The following is a 19346-nucleotide window of genomic DNA, read 5'->3' on the forward strand; positions in this document are numbered from 1 at the left end:
GTATCCATACCGATCCTTATAATATTATCCATTTTAGGTCCTCCCAATGAGTTCGGAAATCATAGACCTGTAGGCCTTGAACTCCGAATGTGATTGAGAAGCCGTCCACACCAACACATTGGCTATTTCACCGCTGCATATGGCTTGCGAGAGTGCCGTCATTTGCTGGATACTGGCTTTAACCTTATCCTGAATGGGTTGCAGAGTGGACGGGTCATAGTCGTTCTGGATCAGCTTGTCATGAAGGCTTGTAAGTTGCTGGTCAGCCGTAGTTACTGAAAGCGAAGCGTTTTTGGCCAGATCGCAGGCTTTTTCAGCGTCGCTGGTTGCCAGGTTGATGGCGTCTTGAGCGTCCTTGCCGGCGGGAATAAGGTAGGTATCGGCAATGGTTTTGACCTCTATCTGAGGATCAAAGCCAGGCTGTGCTTGTGCCATCGGTGTAAGAAGGGCTAATGATGTAAACGCCCACAACAGAGCCATGCCGGTTTTGATGATTGTCATATTTCCCCCCAATTTTTGCCGACCCTAGCGTCGGTACCTAATACTGACAAGGATTGATTTATTGGGCACAGTTCCACTTTGTGGCAAAAGTGAAACTGTGCCTTCGTTACGCTATCCCTTTGCTACGGCTATATCGATTTCCGAGCCAAGGGCACGGAATTTTTGCGACATATCCGCCATGCCGTTTTCTATGTCGGCGCGTTCGTTATCGGTCAGGGTGGCGGAGTAATCCCGCACTTCCTGGCTGATCTTCATCGAGCAGAACTTCGGCCCGCACATCGAGCAGAAGTGCGCCGTCTTGTGGGCTTCCTTCGGCAGGGTCTCGTCGTGGAAGGCACGGGCGGTTTCCGGATCGAGCGCCAGGTTGAACTGGTCCTGCCAGCGGAACTCGAACCGCGCCCGGCTCATGGCGTCGTCCCAGGCTTGCGCGCCGGGATGCCCCTTGGCGAGGTCGGCGGCGTGGGCGGCGATCTTGTAGGTGATCACGCCGGTTTTGACATCGTCACGGTTTGGCAGCCCCAGATGTTCCTTGGGCGTGACATAGCACAGCATGGAGGTGCCGAACCAGCCGATCATGGCCGCGCCGATGCCCGAAGTAATATGATCATAGCCCGGCGCGATATCGGTGGTGAGTGGCCCCAAGGTGTAGAAGGGGGCTTCGCCGCAGGTTTTTAGCTGCTTGTCCATATTGGCCTTGATCTTGTGCATCGGCACATGGCCGGGGCCTTCGATCATCACCTGGCAGCCCTTTTTCCAGGCGATCTGCGTCAGTTCACCAAGCGTTTCCAGTTCGGCGAACTGCGCGGCGTCATTGGCGTCGGCAATCGAGCCGGGGCGCAGGCCGTCGCCTAAGCTAAACGACACATCATAGGCGCGCATGATGTCGCAGATCTCTTCAAAGTGCGTGTAGAGGAAGTTCTCCTTGTGGTGCGCCAGGCACCACTTGGCCATGATTGAGCCGCCGCGCGATACGATGCCGGTGACGCGCTTGGCCGTCAGATGGACGTAAGACAGGCGTACGCCGGCATGGATGGTGAAGTAGTCGACGCCCTGCTGGGCCTGTTCGATCAGGGTGTCGCGGTAGACCTCCCAGGTCAGGTCTTCGGCCACGCCGTTGACCTTCTCCAGCGCCTGGTAGATCGGCACGGTGCCGATCGGAGCCGGGGAGTTGCGGATGATCCACTCGCGGATATTGTGGATATTACGGCCGGTCGACAGGTCCATGACATTATCCGCGCCCCAGCGGATGGCCCAGACCATCTTTTCGACCTCTTCTTCCATCGAGGAGGTGACCGCCGAATTGCCGATATTAGCGTTGATCTTGACCAGGAAATTGCGGCCGATGATCATCGGCTCGACTTCGGGGTGGTTGATATTGGCCGGAATAATGGCCCGGCCGCGCGCCACTTCGTCACGGACAAATTCCGGCGTCACGTAATCGGGGATGGAGGCGCCAAAGTCTTCGCCGTCGCGGATGACCTCAGCGGCCTTGGCGCGGCGCAGGTTTTCGCGGATGGCGATATATTCCATTTCCGGCGTGATGATGCCGGCGCGCGCATATTCATATTGCGTGACCGATTTGCCGTCTTTGGCACGCAGCACCTTCGGCAGGTTGGGGAATTGCGGGGCCAGGGCGCCTTCGGAGACATTGCCGTTGTCTTCTGGCTTCACTTCGCGGGCCTCGATATATTCGACATCGCCACGATCCACGATCCACTGTTCGCGCAGGCGCGGCAGACCCTTGGCGATGTCGGGCGTGAAGTTTTCATCCGTATAGGGACCGGACGAATCGTAGATGGTCACCGGCGGTTCGTTGGCGCTTTCGTGCAGCGCTACCTCACGGAAAGGCACGCGGAGTGCCGGAAAGCGGACGCCCGGCTCATAGACCTTGCGTGAGCCCGGAATAGGGGAATTCTCGACCTTGATAGGCTTCTGGATGACAGGTTTATTCATTATGTCCCTCGCAAATTAAGAGGGATCATGCGCGCAGATTGCGGGCGCTAATTGTGTTTAGCGTATCCAACTCCCTTCGCCGGCATGACCCGGATCAGGTTCGGCGGGTTTGAAGGACTAGACCCTCGTCTCAGCCCGCCTTTACGCGCGGACACCCCGGTGAACTGCGGATGAGCATAGGCGGAATGAAGCTGGGGTCAAGCTGTTTTATTGTGATGCAGTTTTGTAAGGATTAATAATTCCATAATTATTTTCCAGAACACTTTCAATAATTTTTATGTTACTGGCCATTTCGGGGAATATAGACCGAATCAGGTTTCTTAATTCATTGATTTTCATATTGTTATAAATGTCACCTCTGGAAAATGATAAAATATTCATTAGTATAATTTTTTGTGAATTAATAGTATTTAAAAATCTTCTTATAGAATTAAGTGCCATGACAATATTTTCATTACCTTTTATAATTGAATATGATTCAACCATAATTCGATCTATCATTTCCATATTATAAATGTCATTTATGAAATAATTGTCTGGCACGTTGCAGTGCGCGTATAGTGAATCTCCAATATGTCTGAGTTCAACTACCATAAGAGTTAATTTTTCTCTTTTTTCCTCATAATTATTCATTTGTTGCCTGACACTCTTCAAGTGTCATCTGGGTGCAATCGGCACCTTGGCGTTTCCAAAATATTCGCTCGTCTTGAGGGGTGGGAAGATGTGGGCGTCTAAGGCTAACAGGAATTTCAAAAACGTAGAGTAATTTTTCTGAATTTGGGGCGGCTATTATTTTAGGTCTGGGTACAGTTATGTCAGGGCTCGCCTTCAATTTTGCATTGAATTTGCCATATAATTCTTTGTCGGCGTCAATTCCAATAATTTCAAAATTAGCATGGCCACTATCTTTGATTCCAACAATTATGAAGCCTCCAAAAGTATTTGCAAATGCGCAGCAAATTTTCGTAAGATTTTTTGTATCTGGCAAATTGAATTTGAAATCATGTCTGTCGCTTTCTGAGCTCCCGGCAGTACACAAATATTTTATATTTTCGTATGACCAGTCATCTAATTTTGTAGGTATCATGCTTTGCTCACTATGCGCCTGTGCTTCCAATTTTATAGATTGTAGCAACGTAAGTAATTAAGTCATTTTATAAATGAATATAGTTAGTGCCTTAGGTCGACGGGCTTCGCCGATTGCGCCGTGGCGGTCAGGGCCTTCATCCGATCGATGACCGTCTGGGCCTCGCGTTTATGTACGTCCGCCAGGCGGGCCGTATTGATGATCGAAAGCGTCAGCCCGTAAACCGGCGTTGAGTCGGTGATGTAGACGTCGTGATCGTCATTGCCCGTCAAATCCATCACGGCATAGACGATCACGCCGCACCGGTCGGTTTCGCCGGGTGCCGCGGCCGAAGTATCATAGGCGCGCGCACCATAACGATCGGCGTAGATCGCCTTCAGTGGCCAGTTGCTGTCCAGTCCGTCATAGGCGTATTTCGACACGCAGTAGGTGGCCGGAGCCGGCTGGGCCGAAAGGGCCCGGTAAAGCGTCATGAAGGCCGGGGTGCCGGCTTCAATCGGGGAGGGGACGGTGAAATTGGCGTCATTTAATCTGATCCGGGTCGAGAGCCCATCCGGCGAGGCCTGCAGGGACCAGGCTTCCGGCTGCAGGGGCGTCTGTCCGTCGGGATAGACCCACGCCACCACATTGCGATAAACAAAGGACGGTGTCCCGAACTGGTTGCGCAGGGGATCGAGGATGACATTCATCGGCTGCGGACTGGGGTGATCCGCCAGCGGAGGGCGGCCGCTGGCATCGAGAGAAGGGCTGTCGGTGAAGCGTTGCGAACGTATGATCGCCGCCACCGTGCCTTCGGGCGCATATTCGACACTGAGAAGATTTTCGTCCTCATGGCCGATGCCGGTGCAATGCAGGCAGAAGCGGGTGGTTTTCAGATAGGGGCGCACCAGTGAGCGGATTTCGGCGCTGTTTTCCGGATTGGCCAGCCAGGCATTGACGCCGAGATAGTCCGGGCTATAGGCGGCGCCTTTCCGGTAGGCTTCCCAGGCCAGCAGGCGGGCGCCGATTTCTATGCTGCCGGGGCTGTAGGTCTGGCCAACCGCCTGGGCCTGGATGCGGACCTCGCCGTTTTCCGAGGCGCACAGGGTGTCAATCACCTTGCGGCGGTTCATGCCCAGTTCGATGCCGCGGATGGAGATAGGCGCGGGCGGAGTGGCGTCGGGCGAGATGAAGAGGCAGGGCTCCTTCTTCATCTCATCGATATAATAGGGGATGGTGCCGACATTTGCCGAAGGGGCGGCTGCCGAGCCTTGCGCATCGTCCTGGCGCTGGCTGGCCTCCTGAAGCACAGGACTGACCGAAAGGACACGGCGCAGGAAGCGTTGCTCTACGCCTGCCATGAGCACCGCCTGGGCGATGACCGTGCGGTGGGTGGTTATTTCCTGGGCGTGGGTAAGGGCACTGTTTGGGTCGGTCCCGCTGTAATTGACATGTTCGGGGTCGATCTGCGCCAGCAGGCCGTTCTCTATGGATATCCGGCGTTTCAGTTCCTGGAGGTTGGCCTTGCGCGCCTGGGCAAAGACCGCCAGGCGCCCGAGTTGCCCGGACTCGCCGGATGTCAGTATGGTCTTCAGTTCGGTGTTCAGCCGTTCGTTTTCCGCCTTGAGCTTGTCCTTGAACGCCTGGCGGGCCGCATCGGGCATCTTGCCGAGGGTGGCGCGGGCGAAGGCCATTGCGGAGGCGGGATTTTTGACCACGTCTTCCGGTGGGCTGCGGGTGTTTCCGCAGGCCGAAAGTGAGGCACACACCAGCGACAATATAATCAGGACCAGAGGTAATCTGGAACTCGAAATCATGGGCATAGCTTCCCCGGCCACCCGGTTTCACCGGTCCGACAATGACGGAAATGTCTCGAAAGGCGTGTGTTTCTGAACGCTTCGGGAAACCTACTGCAAGGGCGGCGTTTCGGCAAGGTTTACAACGAAGTATCGTCGCCTGTTCACTTCCTTTTGCAAAGTCCCTTCACATTGGCGTCGGCATCGCTACATCTTCGGGAACTGTCACCAGAGAGGTTTCCATGCTGCCGTCCGTTCCCGTCACTCACCACCGCCAGTCCGGTATAGCCGATGATATCGATTTCGAGATCAAGGGGCAGGAACTGCAGTTCGTAGAGATTGAACTCGATCCAGGCGAAAGCGCCATCGCCGAAGCCGGCGCCATGGTCTGGAAGGATGCCAGTGTCGGCATGACCACGGTGTTTGGCGATGGGTCAGGCCAGCAGGGCGGCGGCTTCATGGGCGCGCTGCTCGGCGCCGGCAAGCGCCTGATCACCGGCGAGAGCCTGTTCACCACCGTGTTCACCCATAATGGCCGCGACAAGGCCCGCGTGGCGTTTTCGGCGCCGGTGCCGGGCGCCATCGTACCGATCAAGCTGTCGGATGTCGGCGGACGCCTGATCTGCCAGAAGGACGCCTTTTTGTGCGCCGCCAAGGGCGTGTCTCTCGGTATCGCCTTCCAGAAGCGGGTTATGACCGGTCTGTTCGGCGGCGAGGGCTTCATCATGCAGAAGCTCGAAGGTGACGGCTGGGTATTCGTCCAGTTCGGTGGCATGGTGATCGAGCGCGAACTGAAGGCCGGAGAGGAACTGCACGTCGATACGGGCTGTGTCGCGGCCTTTACCGATACGGTCGATTTCGACCTGATCCAGGCTGGCGGGGTGAAATCCATGCTGTTCGGCGGGGAAGGGGTCTTCTTCGCCCGCCTGACTGGGCCGGGCAAGGTTTGGGTGCAGTCCCTGCCGTTCGCACGCCTGGCCGGACGGATAGGTGCAGCCATCGGCGGTGGTGGTCCGTCGCGTGGTGAGGGCTCGGTCCTGGGCGGCCTGGGGGATCTGATCGGCGGGAATAATTAAACGACAGGCCAGCCGGGGTGTCCTGCGGCGGCAAGTCTGTTAAGAATAAGGTTTATCTGATTCCAGAACCTTACCCATGACCGAAATCTCCGACCAGGACGCCTATGACCCGCTCGTGCCGGTGCCCGAAAATAAGCGCACCCTGACCCTGCGCGACGCTTTCTCGCTGTGGTTCTCACTGGGGATCGGCCTGCTGGTGCTCCAGGCGGGCGCCTATCTCGTCCCCGGCCTGTCGCTGGCCGAAGGATTGCTGGCTATTATTATCGGCAGCGTGGCCGGGGCGGTATTGCTGGGGCTGGCCGGCGTGGTTGGGGCCGATACCGGCCTATCTACCATTGGGAGCTTGCGCCCGACGCTGGGCGTACGCGGCGCATCGGTGGCGGCGATCCTCAATATCATCCAGTTGGTCGGCTGGGGGGCGTTCGAGATCATCGCCATGCGCGACGCCGCAAATACGCTCTCGACCAACGCCTTCCATTTCACCTGGCCAGTCTTGTGGACGCTCGTTTTTGGCCTTGCCGCCACCGGCCTGGCCTTTCTGGGGCCTCTCAGTTTTGTCCGCCGTTTCCTGCGCCACTGGGGCATCTGGCTGTTGCTGGCGGGGGCGGCCTGGATGACATATGCCTTGCTGGCCGACCATAACCTGGCGGAGGCTTTTGCTCGTAAAGGCGACGGTTCAATGTCTCTGGGTGGCGGTATCGATCTGGTCATTGCCATGCCGTTGTCATGGCTACCCCTGATCGCCGATTATGCCCGCTTCGGCAAGTCTCCCGGCGCGGTCTTCAAGGGCTCGACCCTTGGCTATCTGCTGGCCAATATCTGGTTTTTCGCGCTCGGCGCCGCCTATGCCCTGATGGCGGTGGGCAATCCGGATCAGTTGCTGCTGTCGGCCCTGGCGACCACCGGCGGCGGGCTGGCCCTGCTGCTGATCCTGATCGACGAAACCGATAACGTCTTTGCCGATATCTTTTCGGCGGCCACATCACTCGGCAGCCTGCTGCATTTTCGCATTCGCCATCTGGTGATCGGTTTTGGTGTCCTGTGTACGGGAATCGCCCTGTTTGTGCCGATGGCCGAATTCATGAGCTTCCTTTACATGATCGGTTCGGTTTTTACGCCGCTCTATGGTGTGCTGCTGGTCGATCACTTCCTGATCCGCAAGCGTCAGGTGTCGATGTTGGATATCAGTCGCATCAGTGGCGTCTATCGGTTCAGTTATGGCGTGCATGTCAGCGCCTTTGCCGCGTGGGCGGCCGGTATCGCCACCTATTACTATGTCCTCAGCCTGCTGCCGGCGTTGGGCGCCACACTGCCGGCCTTCTTTATCTCCGCTGTCACATATTGGGCGCTGGCAAGGATGTTTGGAAAGCCGGCCTAGAGATAAATGACAGCCGAAGAATCCTGACCGGCCAGGATCTGCTGTTTCAGTGCATCCATCTGCAGAGCCAGGCGATGGGCGTCGAGCGGTGAAATGGCTTCCTTGGCGCGCGGGAATATCTCGCCTTCTTCCTTGGCGACATGGTGTTCGATGGCGAATTTCAGTTCGCCGAACTTTTCCATCCATTCCTCGCTGCTGATCGAAAACCGGTCCAGCACATGGAGCAAAGCCCTTATTTCATGGTGCTCGTGTTCGGAATGTTCGAGCTTATCGTTCATTTCCTGGGTCGGGATGGCGTGTTCGAGGGCGGCGTAGAAGGTGCGCTCTTCGGAATCGCTGTGCGCAGACAACTCGGTTTTGATCTGATCGAACAAGGTTTGCCTGACCGCTGGCAGCCGGATTGACATCAGGTCGTCCATCAGGCCGGACAGTTTGCGATGATCGCGGACGATATAGGCGTAGATATCCATGGCATGCGCTCCTTTATCCACAGGAGGATGCGACCGTGGGAATAGTTTGAAAATGCGGGTTTTGCCTTTCCTTGCAAGGAATGTGTAAATAAGAAGCAGGGCGTTTGCGAGATATTTCCACAGTTGTGGAAAATATTAACCCTTGGGGCGTAAGTTTACCTGCGCGGCAACTAGTGCCATGCGGGGAACGATGCAACGCCAATGCTTGCCCTGATCTTCAGATTTATCCTTATTGCCGGCAGCAGCCTGATCCTGTCGGGCTGCAATCACATCGGCCTGTGTACGGAAGAGCAGGTCGATACGATTGACTCACCGACCGGTCATTATCAGGCGGAAGTCATCAACAAGGATTGTGTGTGGGGCTCGCCGGTACAGGAGGTCTTTCTGCGCCGCACGGAGGGGCTGATGAATGGCCGGACGGCCGTGGCAATCTTCGATTCCTCAAACCCGCATAAACCGGTGGACTTGGCGGTCAAATGGCGGGGCGAACACCGCATCGTTATTACCGCTCACGGGGCAAAAGTCTGGTCTTTCCAGCCCAACTGGCGCGATGTGCGGGTCATGGAGCGTTAATTCGCGCATACGTATTCAGCTTCCCAAGCCGCGGGCGAGGTGCCACCTTGCGGCACAGAATAAAAATAAAAGGGAGCTCAATCATGTCTATGAAGCATATCGCGCTATGCGCCGCCGTATCCATACTGGCCCTGGCAGGCGCCGCCCAGGCGGAGATAGACGTCTCGCCGGTGGCTGTGGAAGCCAAGGCCAGCGCCCTGCCAAAGGACTGGAACAAGACCGCCGCTTTCATGGAAATCTTCGTCCGTTCCTACAAGGACAGTAACGGCGACGGGGTAGGGGATTTCAACGGCCTGACCTCGCAGCTCGATTATCTGCACGAACTGGGCGTGACTGGTATCTGGCTGATGCCAATGATGCCCAGCCAGGATGGCGACCACGGTTATGCCGTCAATGATTATCGCGCCGTCAACCCCGATTACGGCACCATGGCCGACTTCGAGCACTTCGTGCAGGAGGCGCACAAGCGCGGCATTGGCGTTATTCTCGATTTCGTCGTCAATCACTCCGGCAGCGGCAACGCCATTTTCCAGGACGCGGCGAAATCGAAGGCCAGTCCGTACCGCGGCTGGTATGTTTTCGCCGACAAGAACCCCGGCTGGTACAATGAAAAAATGCGCGGTGTCAGCGGCGCCTATTATAACGATCCGTGGAAGCCTGTGACGAAGATCGTGCCCGGCGGGGTCGGGCTCTATTATGGTGTCTTCTCGGATTCCATGCCGGACATGAACCTGAAGAACCCGAAGGTGATCGCCTATCTGCAGGACACCATGCGTTTCTGGATGAACAAGGGCGTGGATGGGTTCCGGCTGGATGCCGTCACCATGCTGATCGAGGATGGGCCGAAAGCCTATTTCAACAATCCTGCCAATCCCGGCATCGTGGCGAAGCTGCGGGAAGCGCTCGATGACTATGACAACCGCTACATGATCTGCGAAGCCTCGGAAGGGGCGGACATGTATGTCAAGGCGTGCAGCGCCTTTGCCTATGGCGTGCAGGGATCGATTATCGACAGCGCGAAAAAGGGCGCACTACAGGCGCCACTGGTCAGGCAACTTGCCAATCCCAATCGGGATCTGATGCCGCTGGCCCTGCAAAGCCATGACGCCTATGTCGGTGACCGGCTGATGAACCAGTTCGGCGTCAATAATCCGGCAGATTACAAACTCTCCGCCGCCATCTCGATCCTGGCCTCGGCCACGCCCTTTGCCTATTACGGCGAGGAAATCGGCATGAGCAATGGCGGCGTGTTCAACGACCCCGGCATCCGTTCGCCGATGAGCTGGACCGGATATCCGCGCACCGCGGGCTTTACCACGGGTAGGCCTTACCGCGACGTGGCGATCAATGTCGCCAGCCAGAATGTGGCGATCGAAGCAGGCGACCCGAATTCGCTTCTCGAATATTACCGCGCGCTCTATACGCTCCGCCGCGATCATCCGGTTTTCGGCACGGGCGAAATGTCGGTGCAGTCGAAGGCCGGCGATCCCGCTTTGGTTTTCACGCGCAGCAGCCCGAAGGATAAGGTGGCCGTGATGGTCAATCTCTCCGATGCGCCGCAAGCCTTAAGCGCCACGGTGGGTGAGGGGCGGTTCGTCCAGTCCCTGCATGTGGTGGGAGAGGTGCCGGCCGCAGCGGTCGCCAGCGAAGGCGGCAGTCTGACAGTCGTGGTGCCGGCCAAGACGGCCTGGGTTTTTACGAAAAGCCAATAGGCGCAGGGCGCATTACAAATTGTTAAGGTGACGCAAAAGCGCCGTCAATCCGCCGCAAACGGGTTGACGGCGGCTTTGTGTCATGGCCAGTTTGTTGCAAAATTTACCGGAGCGCTGCCCCATGACACGCGTATCATTCAATCCTCTTAAAACCCTGCTGAAATCCACCGCCGTCGCTGCCGTGTCGGTTGGGCTGATGGCGGGTGGTATCGGCATTGCTCATGCCGCCTACACACCGCCGGCCAATCCTGTGTCGATCGACGACCTGGCGCGCTACGACGAGCTGACCGGCGTCACTATTTCGCCGGACGGTAAGCACATCGCCGCTCTGATTGCGGTAAAGGACCAGCAATGGCCGGTCATTTCGATCTGGAATGCCGATGATCTCAGCCAGAATCCGGTGTGGATACCCTCCAAGACCCAGCGCATTATCGCGGTCGATTTCTTCAGTAACGACAAGATATATTTCATCACCGAACAGCCGATCACCGGTGGTGACGGCAAGCCGACATTTACCAACAAGCTCTACTATTCCGACCTCGAAGGCCGCAAGATCGAGGAGCCCTTCAAGATGACGGGCACACTCAACAAAGACGTGCGCGATTCCCTGGAGCGTGGCATCTCGGCAACCATTTTCAACCGCAATCTCTATGATAACAGCAAGGTGCTGATGGAAACGGTCAATCCCGATGATTTTGCTCAGAAAATATTTGAACTCGACACGAAGACCGGCAAGACGAGAACCATCGCTCTCGGTTCAACCGAATTCAACTATTTGGCCGCCGGCGTCGATCTCAACACCGGCGAACCGTTGATAAGGGAACAGATAGACGCCGTGAGTGGCGAATACTGGTATAAGGTCTATATCAAGGATAAGGCTAGCGGTCAGTGGGTCTATCATGCGCCATTGAGCTACAAGGTGGCTGAACGTAAAAATATTACCATCCTCGGTTTCGACACCGATCCAAACCAATTGGTGATTTCGACCAATATAAACGGCGATCACAGCGCCATCTATGATTACGATATCAAAGCGCAGACGTTCTCAGCGGAGCCTCTGTTTGCCAATGACAAGTACGATATCAACAAGGTCAGCTTCGCTATTGACCGTGCCAACAAGAAAACGGACATCTTCGCGGTTGCAGTCGAGGGGCCGGATACCATTGTCAGCTACCTTGATCCGAAATGGGCGGCGGCGCAAAAATCGATAGAAGCCAGTTTCCCTGGTAAAAATGTACACTTGACCATCAACCGCGACACTTACCAGATGGCGGTTGTTGAGGTTGAATCCCCGGACTTTCCACCACAATATTACCTGTACAAGAATGGCAAGCTGCAATCATTGGGCGGCGCCAAACCTTGGATCGATCCAAAGACGCTGGGTAAACCGGAATTCGTCACCTACAAGGCGCGCGACGGCCTTGAAATTCCGGCCTTCATCACCTATCCGCCGGGCTGGACGCCCGATCAGAGACCGGTGCCGTTGATCGTCCTGCCGCATGGCGGCCCTTGGGCGCGCGACGAACAGACTTGGGACATGACCGGCTGGCCGCAATTTTTTGCTACCCGCGGCATCGCCGTCATCCAGCCCCAGTATCGTGGCTCGGAAGGTTGGGGAGACAAGTTGTGGAAGGCCGGGGATAACGAGTGGGGCCTGAAGATGTCGGACGATAATGATGATGCCGCCGCATATATGGTGTCGCGCGGTGTTGCCGATCCGAAGCGTATGGCGATCATGGGATATTCCTATGGCGGTTTCGCGGCCATCGCTGCCAGTGTACGACCGAACAGCCCTTACAAATGTGCCATTGCCGGTGCAGGCGTTTCCAGCCTGCAACGCATCGGCAATCTGTGGGGAGGTAGTCATGTTCAGCGGGATATCCAGGGCCATACGGTCGATGGCATGGATCCGCTGAAGAATGTCGACAAGGCCAATATACCGATCCTGCTGTTCCACGGAGACCACGACCGCCAGGCCGATACCGAGCATTCCCGCATGTTTTATGCGGCCATGAAAGCGGCTGGAAAGGATGTGCAATATACCGAAATCAAAGGCATGTGGCACACCTTGCCGTGGCATGTAGAGTGGCAGGAGCAGAGCCTGGGGCTGATGGAGGCTTTCCTGAAAAGCCCGAAATGCGGCCTGATCAATTAGGTATTTCAGCACTACAAACATGAACGATTTGTAATATATCGCCCCTTTACAACGCACTGTTTTGCCTTGTGTTTATTGAAGTGCGGCAAAGTGATCACACAATTACTTATAAGTTTGCATTGCAAACATTTTGTTATTGCGTCGAAATTGTGACGGGATAGTGTTCGTTCAGGTCCGGGGACCATACACAATGGAGCTTTTTATGTCGAAATCGACGAATTTGACGCGCAAATGGTTGCTGGCCGGCACCATTCTGACCACGCTGTATGTGGGGGTGCCGGCTTTTGCCCAGGATGCGCCGCCCGCAAACGACACGACAACTGCCCCCGCAGCCCCGGAAGCCGCGCAGGCCGATGAAGGCACGACGGAGGTTGTGGTTACGGGGTCTCGTATTCGGAAGTCCGAATTCAATTCAGCCGCTCCCGTCCAGATCATCACATCGGAACGTTCGAGTCTTTCCGGCATGATCAGCGCTGCCGACGTACTCCAATCTTCGTCGATCGCGGCTGGTGCAGGTCAGATCAACAATACCTTTACCGGTTACGTAGTGGATGGCGGGGATGGTGTGAACACACTCTCCCTGCGTGGCCTGGGCGCGCAGCGCTCGCTGATTCTGATTAACGGCCGTCGTATGCCGCCTGCCGGCGTCAGCGGAACCGTTGGTGCGGTTGACTTGAATTTCATACCGCAATCCCTGGTGTCGCGTTATGAAATCCTCACCGACGGCGCTTCGTCAATCTATGGTTCCGATGCCGTCGCCGGCGTGGTCAATATCATCACGACAAAGAACTATGACGGTCTGCACCTGGAAGCTTCGGGGTTAAAATCCGAAAAGAGCGGCGCCGATAGCTACAGCGCCAGCGCCATGTGGGGCAAGAGCTTTGACAAAGGCAATATCCTGGTTTCCGGCGAATATTACGAGCAAAAGCCGCTGTACCTGTCCGATCGTCCTGGCCTGGCTTGCCCGCAGGATTACTATTATAACGCTGACGGCAGCCGCGCAGATCTGGTAGACGTAAATACTGGCAAATATAAGTGCTATAACGCCAACGGCCTGGCCCAGAACGTCGTGATTGATGCTTTAACCGGCCGTTACTACCGTTCCATGCCGGGGGCGGTGACTACGGTTGGTATACCCGGCATTCCTGATTTCGAATCCGTTACGAAGAATTCGCAAATCGATTTTGATCCCCAGGAAGCGCTCGATTCTACAGCGTTTTCGCCGGTAAAGCGCTCTTTCCTTTACGCGCAAGGCAATTATCGCCCCGACTGGATGGGGGGGGCAGAGCTCTACACCGAACTCATGTGGGGACGCCGCGAGTCATCGCAATCGCAATACGGAGAGCTCTTCCCGTATTATTCCGATTACGCCTCGGTCAACCCATTCCCGACCATTGCTCAGCCGATTGCCTTGCATAAGTTTGTCTCGACGCAAAAGGTCGACTTCACCCGTCTCCTTGGGGGCGCGCGCGGTAATATAGGCAACTGGAACTGGGATGCTTATGTGTCGCATTCAAAGAGCGACGGAACCTATGCCGGTACCGCTATCTATGCAGATCGCGTAAACTGGGGCACCGGTTTTGATCAGGTGAATTTCGATTATATGGATCAAAATACGGGCGATGCTTGCGGCACCGGTGCGCCGGCGGGTTGTATTCCGCTCAATCTGTTCACCAATGACGCCCTGACCAAGGCCAAGCTCACACCTGAAGAAGAAGCCTGGTATTTCACCCAGGACGTTGGCAAGACTGTCTATGAACAGAACATCGCCGAAGCCACAATCACAGGTGATCTGTATCAATTGCCGGCCGGTGCTCTGGGCGCAGCATTTGGTGTCAGCTTCCGGGAAGACAAGATCGATGACTTGCCGGGGGAACTGTCGCGTTCCGGTAATTCCTATAATCAGTCTTCGGCGGGTGAAACAAAGGGCACCGACCATCTGTCTGAAGCCTTCTTCGAACTGGAAGCACCGGTGGTGCGCGGCAAGAAGTTCTTTGAAGACCTGACCCTCAATCTTTCGGGCCGTTACAGCAACTACAAAAGTGTTGGCGGTTCCGGCACCTATAAGGTTGGTTTCAACTGGGCTGTCGATAACATCTTCCGCGTTCGCGGTACGGCAGGAACATCGTTCCGTGCGCCGGCTCTCTACGAACTGTATCTGAATGACCAAACCGGTTATCTGAATCAGTTGGGTCTCGACCCCTGCATCCGTTATGATGACACCGATGCCGTCACGGGCCGCCCGAAGGTCAGCCCAACCATCAAGGCCAACTGTCTGGCGGATGGCATTCCGGGTGATTATGATGGCGCCAATCCATCTGCTGTCATCACGACTCACGGTGGTACCGATCTGGAGCCTGAAACCTCTTATGCCACCACGCTTGGTTTCGTTCTGACGCCGCCGAGCACGGGCTTCAAACTGGCGATCGATTTCTGGAAAATCAAGATCGCCAACCAGATCAGCTCCAGTGGTGCGGCTGTCGTGGGCGCCTGCTATGCCAGCGTCGATTTCCGCTCCAAGCCGGGCTATTGCGATCAGTTCGTCCGTGATATGGACCCGCTTTCGCCGACCTATCATTCGATCCTCACGATCGATGGCAGCTATCGCAACATTCCGACAGAAGCCAGTGCAGGTATCGACTTTACGGTCAATTACGAGCATGAGTTCAACTATGGTACTCTGTCGTCCGACGCTAAATTCACGTACTATAAGTACGACAAGATTCAGCTTTATCCGGACTCGATCATTGACAACTATACGGGGCTGATCGGTCAGCAACATTGGGCGGGTGACGTACAGACGCGCTTTACGCACAAGGACTGGACCCTGGCCTGGACATTCAACTACATCGGCAATGCCAGCAATATGGGTTTCCGCAACGAAACCGGTAATACGGGCGGCAACGTCTCTTACGCCCCGAACGCTACCTATGCGGCTTCGGTTCCGCCCTTTGTCACGCATGATCTTGAACTGCGTTATCGGGCGAAGACCTTTGAAGTCATTGCCGGTGTCAATAACCTGTTTGACAAGTATGCGCCGATTATCGGTTCAGGCGTCTATGCCGGATCGGCAAGCCGTTTTGGCAATTATCCTTTCGGAAGCCAATACAGCACCGGCATCATCGGTCGTCAGTTCTATCTGAATGTCTCGAAGGACTTCTAGGTTCTGACAGATCAGCTACAAGAGAAGCGGCGAGGGTGACCTCGCCGCTTTTTTATGCGCAAAAAACGGCGGGCCGAAACCCGCCGTTTTCGTTTGAGCGGCAGTCGCTGCGCCTACAGCACGCCCAGCATCTGCGCCACCAGCGGATGGCGCACGATGTCCTTGTCCTTCAGGCGGACCACCTCGATGGTCTCGACCGTCTCGAACTTGTCGGCCACGTCGGCCAGGCCGGAAATGCCCGGCAGCAGATCTGACTGGTGCGGATCGCCGGTGACGACCATGGTCGAGTTCCAGCCCAGGCGGGTCAGCAGCATCTTGAGCTGGACATAGGTGCAGTTCTGCGCCTCGTCGATGACCACGAAGGCGTTATTGAGCGTGCGGCCGCGCATATAACCGACCGGGGCAATCTCGATCAGGCCCTCGGCCATCAGGGCCTTGACGCGCTTCATGCTGAGGCGGTCGGTGAGGGCGTCATAGAGTGGGCGCAGGTAAGGCGCCAGCTTGTCCTCCATATCGCCGGGCAGGAAGCCGATCGATTCGCCGGCCTCGACGGCGGGGCGGGAAAGAACGATGCGGCCGACTTTGCCGGCTTCCAGTGCTTCCACGGCCTTGGCAATAGCGAGGTAGGTCTTGCCGGTGCCGGCGGGGCCGAGCGCCAGGACGAGGTTCTTTTCATCGATGGCCGCCATCAGGGCCGCCTGGCCTTCGGATTTCGGCTTGATGGTCTTCACATAGGATTGGTCACGTTCTTCATTGGCCGGCGACCAGCCGTTATTGATGCCGGCACCATGCACATTCATACGGCGCACTTTCGTATCCGGCGCGAATTGCTCCGCATCCAGATTGCCTTCGCGCATGAAACGTTTGGCGGCTCGCTTGGTCATGGTGGGCTCCTAAAAAAGAACATGAAAAAAGGCGACGCCGGAAGTGGCTCGCCTTTGTGTACGGGATACGCGGTTGGGGGAGGAGATTCGGCAGCCGCCGGAAGGGGCGTAAGAGGGGCCATCATCGCCGTGGGGCGGTGGAGGAGAAGCAAGGGATGAAAACGCAACCCGGACTGCCACTGTTAAACCTCTAAGGCTGGAACCTTCAAGTCTGATGCCGATCACGGAAAGGGCGTACTGATTCCCCTGCCTGTGATGACGCTATCAGATTCGCCGAGCTTGGTTAGCGATATCTTAATTGAGCCGATCACTTTCATAATTTCGCAAATGCGTCATAAAGAACCAATCAGAAAGGGAAGCGGTCATGGCCATCTACACACTGGGAGGCAAGACGCCGAATCTGCCGGCGGACGGCCGTTTCTGGATCGCGCCCTCGGCCGATGTAATGGGGGATGTGACGGTTGGGGAGGACGCCAGTATCTGGTTCTGCGCCGTGGTGCGCGGGGATAACGACCCGATCACCATCGGCGCGCGCACCAATATCCAGGATGGCGCCGTGCTCCATTCGGATGACGGCCTGCCCCTGATGATCGGTGATGATGTGACTGTGGGCCACAAGGCGATGATCCATAGCTGCGAGATTGGGGATAACAGCCTGATCGGCATCGGCGCCGTGATCCTGGCGCGGGCGAAGATCGGGAAGAACACTATAGTCGGTGCGGGCGCCCTGGTACCGGAAGGAAAGGAATATCCTGGCGGTGTTTTGCTCATCGGCCAGCCGGCACGGGTGGCGCGTGAATTGACGCCGGAGCAGATCGGCAAGCTGACCCACTCGGCGGCGCATTATGTGCGTAACTGGCGGCGCTTCAAAAGGGGTCTGAAGGTTGTCCCTTGACTTTGGATTTTACAGTTCCATGTCAGAGGGATAGGTCCATCTGAAGGAGTTGCCATGCCGGCCCTGATCTGCCCTGTCTGCCAGGGATCGTTTCGTGAAGTCATCCGCGAAGGCATACTGATCGATATCTGTACCCAATGTCAGGGTGTCTGGCTGGACCGTGGCGAGTTGGAAAAGCTGATTGCCCTGTCGAAGGACGACCGGGATATCCCTCTGCCGCCACCGGCGCAGCCGCGCGCCCGGCGAGAGGACGAGTATGACAGCCGCTACGAGGGGCGTGACTTTTCGCATCGGAAGAAAAAGAAGCGCTTCGACTTTGGCGATATCTTCGATTTCGACTGACCGCTCACTATCGGAACAGGCTGAGCACCCATGACTGGGACTGTGCGGAGAACGACAGCATCTGAATGGCCAGTTGCTGCCTGACCTGGAGGGATTGCAGTTTCGCGCTTTCCTTCGCCAGGTCGGCATCGACCAGATTGCCGATCCCGGCGGTGATCGTATCCTGCAACTTGCCGATAAAGGTCAGGTGATTATCCAGGGCTTTTGACGACGTGCCGAGCCGTGCCAGGGCGGCTGAGACATTATTGATCGAGGAATCAAGCGTGCTCAGCAGAGCCGAAGCCGAGGTGGCGGTCGAGAAATCGGCATTGGCGCCGAGCGTCACGATCGAACCACCCAGCGACATGTTCTGCGCGGCTACGGTCAGCCGGCTGGTGCCTTCGGCATTGGCCAGGGCGGCGATGGAGGTTTTGGAACCGTCGAGCAGGTTGATGCCATTGAAGCCTGCGGTGGCCAGCGTCTTGGTGATCTGGTTGCGGATGGCGACGAAATCGTTCTTCACGGCGCTGCGGGCGGTGGAATCGAGCGAGGTGTCTGAGGCCGCCAGGGCCTTTTCCTTCAACTGGGTCAGCAGGTCAGACACCGACTCCCCGGCGGTCATGGCAACATCGACCACGGACGAATTGCGGGAGAGTGACTCTTTAACGGCATCAAGCGAGGAAACAGTGGAGCGCTGGCTCTGGGCGATGGCCCATGTGGCCCCGTCATCCTTGGCGCTGGCCACCTTCAGGCCGGTCGAGATACGGTTCTGCGTCGTCTGAAGATCGCGGTTTATGGCGTTCAGATTCTGCAGGGCAATCATGGCCCCGATATTCGTGTTGATGGAGTTCATTTCTGAACCTGCGCTGCGATGACATTCTGTCCAAGGCCATCATGCCACGACAGGGCTAACGGAGGTTAAAGATCAGGAAATAAATCAGGCACTGAAGTTAAGTTCTGGCGCGCGCTTCCTCTATGCCCTTGTTGGCCAGTTGGTCGGCGCGTTCGTTCAGTTCGTTGCCGGCGTGGCCCTTGACCCAGATCCACTTGATCTTGTGCGGCTTCGCGGCGGCATCGAGCCTGATCCACAGGTCGTCATTCTTTACCGGCTTCTTGTCGGCGGTCTTCCAGCCGCGCGCCTTCCAGCCCCTGATCCACTCGGTCATGCCCTTCAGCACATACTGGCTGTCGATATAAAGCTTGACGTCGCAAGGCTTTTTCAGGGCTTCCAGCCCGGCGATGGCGGCCATCAGTTCCATGCGGTTGTTGGTGGTGCTGGGGTCGTAGCCGTATAGTTCCTTCTCGTGCAGGCCGGACATCAGGATGCAGCCCCAGCCGCCGGGGCCGGGATTGCCTTTGCAGGCGCCATCCGTATAGAGGGTGACATGGGCGCGTTCGGTCAT

General features: G+C 56.5%; 17 protein-coding genes and 1 riboswitch. Of the genes, 8 read left to right on the forward strand and 9 right to left on the reverse strand.

Annotated features, from left to right (window positions below):
• Positions 1 to 33 precede the first annotated feature (33 nt).
• From ACTHND_RS05280 to ACTHND_RS05300, 5 genes are all read right to left on the reverse strand, one after another.
• Positions 34 to 501 (reverse strand): hypothetical protein, encoded by a 468-nt coding sequence (locus tag ACTHND_RS05280; RefSeq protein WP_440176475.1) that lies wholly within the window; start codon positions 499 to 501, stop codon positions 34 to 36.
• A 111-nt stretch (positions 502 to 612) separates the two neighbouring features.
• A complete protein-coding gene (gene thiC / locus ACTHND_RS05285; RefSeq protein WP_440176477.1) occupies positions 613 to 2454 on the reverse strand; it encodes a phosphomethylpyrimidine synthase ThiC in 1842 nt (613 codons plus the stop codon).
• A 54-nt stretch (positions 2455 to 2508) separates the two neighbouring features.
• A riboswitch (TPP riboswitch) is annotated at positions 2509 to 2623 on the reverse strand.
• A gap of 38 nt (positions 2624 to 2661) precedes the next feature.
• Positions 2662 to 3087: a hypothetical protein gene (locus ACTHND_RS05290; RefSeq protein ID WP_440176576.1), complete on the reverse strand. Its 426-nt coding sequence runs from the start codon at positions 3085 to 3087 to the stop codon at positions 2662 to 2664.
• Positions 3080 to 3541, reverse strand: coding sequence for an AlbA family DNA-binding domain-containing protein (locus ACTHND_RS05295; protein ID WP_440176479.1), 462 nt, complete (start codon positions 3539 to 3541; stop codon positions 3080 to 3082). Before ACTHND_RS05295 ends, ACTHND_RS05290 begins: the two co-directional genes overlap by 8 nt.
• Positions 3542 to 3624: 83 nt before the next feature.
• Positions 3625 to 5337 carry a hypothetical protein gene (locus ACTHND_RS05300; RefSeq protein WP_440176481.1) on the reverse strand — a complete coding sequence of 571 codons (1713 nt, stop codon included), beginning with the start codon at positions 5335 to 5337 and terminating at the stop codon, positions 3625 to 3627.
• A 221-nt stretch (positions 5338 to 5558) separates the two neighbouring features.
• Between ACTHND_RS05300 and ACTHND_RS05305 the strand changes: the two genes are divergently transcribed.
• Positions 5559 to 6392: a TIGR00266 family protein gene (locus ACTHND_RS05305; RefSeq protein WP_440176483.1), complete on the forward strand. Its 834-nt coding sequence runs from the start codon at positions 5559 to 5561 to the stop codon at positions 6390 to 6392.
• A gap of 76 nt (positions 6393 to 6468) precedes the next feature.
• On the forward strand, positions 6469 to 7770 hold the full coding sequence (cytX, locus tag ACTHND_RS05310) for a putative hydroxymethylpyrimidine transporter CytX (RefSeq protein WP_440176485.1): 1302 nt from the start codon (positions 6469 to 6471) through the stop codon (positions 7768 to 7770).
• Here the strand turns inward: cytX and ACTHND_RS05315 are convergent.
• Positions 7767 to 8240, reverse strand: a complete 474-nt coding sequence (locus tag ACTHND_RS05315) for a hemerythrin domain-containing protein (RefSeq protein WP_440176487.1) — start codon at positions 8238 to 8240, stop codon at positions 7767 to 7769. The genes cytX and ACTHND_RS05315 overlap by 4 nt on opposite strands.
• Before the next feature lie 201 nt (positions 8241 to 8441).
• Between ACTHND_RS05315 and ACTHND_RS05320 the strand changes: the two genes are divergently transcribed.
• The 4 genes from ACTHND_RS05320 to ACTHND_RS05335 all read left to right on the forward strand — a co-directional run bounded on the left by ACTHND_RS05320 (position 8442) and on the right by ACTHND_RS05335 (position 15843).
• A complete protein-coding gene (locus tag ACTHND_RS05320; RefSeq protein ID WP_440176489.1) occupies positions 8442 to 8813 on the forward strand; it encodes a hypothetical protein in 372 nt (123 codons plus the stop codon).
• Positions 8814 to 8896: 83 nt separating this feature from the next.
• Positions 8897 to 10525, forward strand: coding sequence for an alpha-amylase family glycosyl hydrolase (locus ACTHND_RS05325; protein WP_440176491.1), 1629 nt, complete (start codon positions 8897 to 8899; stop codon positions 10523 to 10525).
• Positions 10526 to 10646: 121 nt separating this feature from the next.
• Complete coding sequence (locus ACTHND_RS05330) at positions 10647 to 12680, forward strand: alpha/beta hydrolase family protein (RefSeq protein WP_440176493.1); 2034 nt, start codon at positions 10647 to 10649, stop codon at positions 12678 to 12680.
• A 202-nt stretch (positions 12681 to 12882) separates the two neighbouring features.
• A complete protein-coding gene (locus ACTHND_RS05335; protein WP_440176495.1) occupies positions 12883 to 15843 on the forward strand; it encodes a TonB-dependent receptor domain-containing protein in 2961 nt (986 codons plus the stop codon).
• A 113-nt stretch (positions 15844 to 15956) separates the two neighbouring features.
• Here the strand turns inward: ACTHND_RS05335 and ACTHND_RS05340 are convergent, their stop codons facing one another.
• Positions 15957 to 16727 carry a PhoH family protein gene (locus ACTHND_RS05340; protein WP_440176497.1) on the reverse strand — a complete coding sequence of 257 codons (771 nt, stop codon included), beginning with the start codon at positions 16725 to 16727 and terminating at the stop codon, positions 15957 to 15959.
• A 364-nt stretch (positions 16728 to 17091) separates the two neighbouring features.
• On the opposite strand from ACTHND_RS05340, the gene ACTHND_RS05345 reads away from it, so the two are divergent.
• Positions 17092 to 17622: a gamma carbonic anhydrase family protein gene (locus ACTHND_RS05345; protein WP_440176499.1), complete on the forward strand. Its 531-nt coding sequence runs from the start codon at positions 17092 to 17094 to the stop codon at positions 17620 to 17622.
• 54 nt (positions 17623 to 17676) lie between these two features.
• Positions 17677 to 17964, forward strand: coding sequence for a zf-TFIIB domain-containing protein (locus ACTHND_RS05350; RefSeq protein ID WP_440176501.1), 288 nt, complete (start codon positions 17677 to 17679; stop codon positions 17962 to 17964).
• A 7-nt stretch (positions 17965 to 17971) separates the two neighbouring features.
• Here ACTHND_RS05350 and ACTHND_RS05355 read toward each other — a convergent pair whose 3' ends face one another.
• Positions 17972 to 18796 (reverse strand): flagellin, encoded by an 825-nt coding sequence (locus tag ACTHND_RS05355; RefSeq protein ID WP_440176503.1) that lies wholly within the window; start codon positions 18794 to 18796, stop codon positions 17972 to 17974.
• 97 nt (positions 18797 to 18893) lie between these two features.
• Positions 18894 to 19346, reverse strand: a complete 453-nt coding sequence (rnhA, locus tag ACTHND_RS05360; protein WP_440176505.1) for a ribonuclease HI — start codon at positions 19344 to 19346, stop codon at positions 18894 to 18896.

The sequence above is a fragment of the Asticcacaulis sp. genome, assembly GCF_051954415.1.
Classification (GTDB): Bacteria; Pseudomonadota; Alphaproteobacteria; order Caulobacterales; family Caulobacteraceae; genus Asticcacaulis.